Annotated in this window: 4 protein-coding genes and 1 pseudogene; 4 read left to right on the top strand and 1 reads right to left on the bottom strand. The window is 63.9% G+C overall.

Going from position 1 to position 4,008, the window contains the following annotated elements; genetic code table 11:
- From ACFFJC_RS20575 to ACFFJC_RS20565, 3 genes are all read left to right on the top strand, one after another.
- Nucleotides 1–542 (top strand): Mu transposase C-terminal domain-containing protein (locus ACFFJC_RS20575; RefSeq protein ID WP_379489190.1); only part of this gene is annotated, 542 nt, incomplete at its 5' end.
- Nucleotides 521–1,378 carry a TniB family NTP-binding protein gene (locus ACFFJC_RS20570; protein WP_069710383.1) on the top strand — a complete coding sequence of 286 codons (858 nt, stop codon included), beginning with the start codon at nucleotides 521–523 and terminating at the stop codon, nucleotides 1,376–1,378. The genes ACFFJC_RS20575 and ACFFJC_RS20570, both read left to right, overlap by 22 nt.
- Nucleotides 1,375–2,331: a TniQ family protein gene (locus ACFFJC_RS20565; protein WP_103097969.1), complete on the top strand. Its 957-nt coding sequence runs from the start codon at nucleotides 1,375–1,377 to the stop codon at nucleotides 2,329–2,331. The genes ACFFJC_RS20570 and ACFFJC_RS20565 overlap by 4 nt, the downstream gene beginning before the upstream one ends.
- 167 nt (nucleotides 2,332–2,498) lie before the next feature.
- On the opposite strand, the gene ACFFJC_RS20560 is transcribed toward ACFFJC_RS20565, so the two are convergent.
- On the bottom strand, nucleotides 2,499–3,518 hold the full coding sequence (locus tag ACFFJC_RS20560) for a hypothetical protein (RefSeq protein WP_235682167.1): 1,020 nt from the start codon (nucleotides 3,516–3,518) through the stop codon (nucleotides 2,499–2,501).
- Nucleotides 3,519–3,691: 173 nt separating this feature from the next.
- Between ACFFJC_RS20560 and ACFFJC_RS20555 the strand changes: the two are divergent.
- A pseudogene (locus ACFFJC_RS20555) lies at nucleotides 3,692–4,008 on the top strand (integrase); the annotation flags it as partial.

Raw genomic sequence — 4,008 nt, 5'->3', positions numbered from 1 at the left:
CGAGGAGCCAAGGGCCTTTGGTTCCGCTCGGCCTCGACGAAACGGCTCTCGTCCGCCGTTTCCTGCCATGGGTTGAGCGAACGGTGAAGGCCTACGGAATCCAGATTGGCTATCGTCGGTACTGGCACACCAGCCTTGCATCGCGGATCGGCCAGAAAGTCATGGTTCACTTCGACGAGCGCACCATCCAGGAGGTCTATCCGGAAGTGGAGGGTGGCTTCGTCTCAGCAGCGGTTGTCGGGCATTATCCCGATGTCAGCCTGGCGGAATGGGAAGCGGCGCGGAACGAACGGTTCCGGGCCGGCAGGGCCTATCAGGATAACGGCGCGCGTGCCGAAGCCGCGCGCCTGATCCATGCCAATCGCAGCGATGTTCTCTCTGCAACTGCGAAGACCCGGCGCGCCCGTGAGGCCCGAAAACGAGCGGAGCGCGAGGGAACATCCCATACACGGGCACCGGCGCGAGCCACGGCAGAACCCGCGTCGAATTGGCTTCCCGTGGCGGAGTTGGGGGAAGATACATGGCTGAAACGGATCGAATGACTGCCCCTATGTCTGGCGGCTCGGCGCTGTCGCAGGCCTTCTGGATCGATTTCGATGAAGCCCGCCAGCATGTCGAAACTCTGGTCGAACTTGCCCATGACGAACCCGACGAACGGCCGACCTGTGTGGTATTGGTCGGGCAGTCGGGCATGGGCAAAACCTCGATTCTGCGCGAGGCCCAGCGCCGGATTGCCCACGATTTTCCCGAGCCGCTCAGCATTGATGATGCCCGCTATCAACCGATGCTGCGAACCGTCATCCCTTCGGGTTCGACCGCCCTCAAGATCAACCTGACCCTGCTGTGGAAGCAAGGCTGGCCGATCACCGGAAAGACCCACCGCATTGCAGACCTTAAGGTCGTCGAACTCTTGCGGCGTCAACACACCCGGCTCATCGGGATCGACAATGTTCATGCGATCCTCACCGCCAGCGGGAGAGCGCGCCGCGATACGCTTGATGCGTTCCGCTTCCTAATGAGCGAGGGCAATGTACCGATGGTGGTCGCAGGACTCGACGTCGCCGCCGATATCTTTACCGAGGACGTCGAGCTTGCCTATCGCTCGATCATCTTGCGACTTAAGCCCTGGCCACAGGGAGCGCCGACGCAACGTCTCATTCGGGTACTCGGGCAGGGGATGGGACTGATCGAGCCGGATCGCCTTGCCGAGCCGGAGGTCGCCGGTTTTCTCTGGGAGCAAAGCCTTGGGGTGACCGGAAACTTCAAGCGCCTGCTGCACTGGGGCCAGAAAGTGGCGTATCAACATGGCAGAGCGCGCGTGGAATTCGCGGATATTCGCGAGGCGGCGGTGTTGCTGCCGAACTATGCGGCGCGATGACCGTACTGGCGTTGGAGCCGCAGCCGCTGGCGTTCCGGGTCCGCCCGCAGGCCGACGAGTGCTTTGATTCCTGGATCGATCGGGTTGCGGCCGCGCACGAAACCACGCGACCCGCGCTGTTTCGGCACCTTGGTCTTGAAGCGGCGATTGCCAGCCTGGATCTGGCCCGCGGCACATGCGGCTTGTCCAATGAGCAGTACTTCGCCGTGTATCAAGTGATTGGTCAGTTGGCCTGGGCGGTTGAGATTGAGGTCCAACAGATCGAAGGAACCTTCCTCAACGTCGAGGCTTCGGTGGTTCTGCCGCGCCGCCAGCGCCGATATGTCTGTCCGCTCTGCTGGCAGCAGGCCCTGCGGGATGGCCGGGCCCCAATCATCCGCAAGGAATGGATCTTGCGCATGAGCTGGCGGTGCCAAGTGCACGCTCTCCCGCTCTGTGCACTGCCGGTGGCGGATGGAGCGATGTCGGAGCAGGCTGTCGGTTCGTGGCTGAGCGGGGCGGTGGCCCGCGCAGAGAGTTTGCGCTGGAAGCTCGGGGCTCATCCGCGCTTGGTCGAATGGAACGCCGAGGGCGTCGACACACTCGTGCGGGCAAGCCGCAAGCGGTTCAAGGGGGAGAAGAAAGCCTATGTGGATCGCTTTCAGGCGAACCTGTTTCACTTCGCACACGATCGGATCGCGATGCTGGCACTGGCGCACAGCCGGGTGGGCAAGGCGACGTGGGGATTCGAGCGATTGGTGGCGCTGGAATTGCCCGGGCGTCCAGGGCGAGAGGTGATGACACTGCAGCCGCCGAAACTGCCACCGCGTCGCTGGCGCATCAGCAAGGGCAGTCTACGGCCGGGTAGTCATGACGCTGGCGTGCTCGACCTCGTGCTCGCGTATGCCCATCTGCGGGTGCGCCGCGATGCCCAGACTCAAGTTGAAGCCCAATTTGGCCGATTTCCCTCGTGAGGGTGCCAATCCGGGGCCGCCTTGGTGGACGAAGGGGCGATCATGTCGAAATCTGCCCTGAGAAGCTCGTGGAGCGCATTTACGGCATTTGCATACTCCGGGCAGCCCGAGGCCGGTTATCGCGCTGCAAGGGGCGTTTCCGGCGGCCTCATAATTGCCAAGCTATATCAATTGTTTATAGTCGAACCAGCGAGATCGGGCCCGCCAAGGCCCGCAATGCGAGTGTCGAACTCGGCCAATTCGGCATCAAACGCTGCAAGGACCGAATCCAGCGTTGGTGAGGGGGCAGGCACTAGACGGGGGCGTCCCCGCATCGGAGCGACCAAGCCGAGCGAGACGGCGATGTCGGGGGTGACATAGGAGCGCCAGGTTCCGCGCCCGGATATTTCGACCAGCAGGCCGAGGCTGGTCGCACGCTCGAGTAGCTTGCCTGCGCCCGACACGGTGAGGTCGAGCTCGGGAGCGAGTGAGCGAGCGGCCAGGCAGGGACGGGTGAGGGCGAGCCGGCCAAGGTCGGCAAGCTTGCCGGGACGATGCTGCGCGGCGATTGTCGCCGCGCCTCGCTGCACGGTATCTTCGAGCCGTTCTAGCCGGGTCAGACCGTCCTCGGCGCTGCGGCGTAGCTGCTTCAGCAGCCGCTTGAGCAGGGCAGGGCGGTCACCCTGCACAAAGCGCTGTCCGGGATCGCCCATGACGAGGCAGGGCAAGGTGCGCTGCGTTAACCCCATGCGCCGCAGAACCATCGGGAACGCCAGCCACGGCGTGATCGTGCGGTCGCGCCGTGCCCAGTCATCGAGCAGCGCGAGCGCGCGTGCGAGGGCAGGGGCTTCGTCCCACCCTGCGGGCAGATCGAAGCTGAACGGCAGATCCTCGCGCCAGTGCCTGCCCTCTTTCTCGGCGAGCCGGTTCCGCCAGGGTTCAAGCGCGGAAAATGGAGCCCCTGCCGTTTCAAGACGCGGCCTTCCGGCCAGCTGAAGGCCACATTGCCGCGAAATAATATCGATTTCCTCAATTTCGAGATGTTGCAGGCTGAGCGCTTTGGCGTAGCCGGTCCAGCTGGCGCGCAGGTGCCAGGCAGGAGCGAGCGCAGTGGCGGAAATCCTAGCATCAAGCCGCCCGATCGCGCTGCTGGCGTCGGCGAGTGCGCTCACAAGGTCAGGGGTCCAGGCGATCGCGCTGAGCGGCATGGGAGGGCGGTTCATGACGCGATACTAGACGGAAACCGTTCTTCAGTCCACGAGCCCTACGTCCTAGTGTTGATAATAGATGCTTATCGTGAGGCTATACATAAGCGAAACGCCCGGTTATCGTCGTCCCCATGCCGAAAAAGCACCCCAGACCCGCCGCAGGCAGCGCCCTCGTGCCGCTGAGCGTCGAGCCGGCCGATCTCGTTGCCGATGTCCGCGCCCTGATTGGGACGGGAACCCGTCCGGGTGGCGGTATCGACGAGGCCTTGCTCGACGCCGCGATGCGGGGCTGGTCGATCAATACCCGGCGCGCGTTCCGCTCGGACCTGACTTTGTGGGGACAGTGGTGCCACTCACGCCGGATTGTACCGGGTGCGGCCGAACCCGCCGACGTCGCCGCCTGGATCCGTGCGCTTGCCGGGATCGATCCATCGTCCGTAAAGACCCGCGCCATGGCCACGATCGAGCGCTACCTCGTCCATGTCGGGTG

The organism is Novosphingobium soli (assembly GCF_042432915.1).
Classification (GTDB): domain Bacteria; phylum Pseudomonadota; class Alphaproteobacteria; order Sphingomonadales; family Sphingomonadaceae; genus Novosphingobium; species Novosphingobium soli.
The sequence above is the reverse complement of the archived record's forward strand: the minus strand, read 5'-3'. Positions and strand labels throughout refer to the sequence as shown.

Coding starts and splice junctions, on each gene's coding strand:
- ACFFJC_RS20570 (WP_069710383.1), top strand. CDS start 521: ATGGCTGAAACGGATCGAATGACTGCCCCTATGTCTGGCGGCTCGGCG.
- ACFFJC_RS20565 (WP_103097969.1), top strand. CDS start 1,375: ATGACCGTACTGGCGTTGGAGCCGCAGCCGCTGGCGTTCCGGGTCCGC.
- ACFFJC_RS20560 (WP_235682167.1), bottom strand. CDS start 3,518: ATGCCGCTCAGCGCGATCGCCTGGACCCCTGACCTTGTGAGCGCACTC.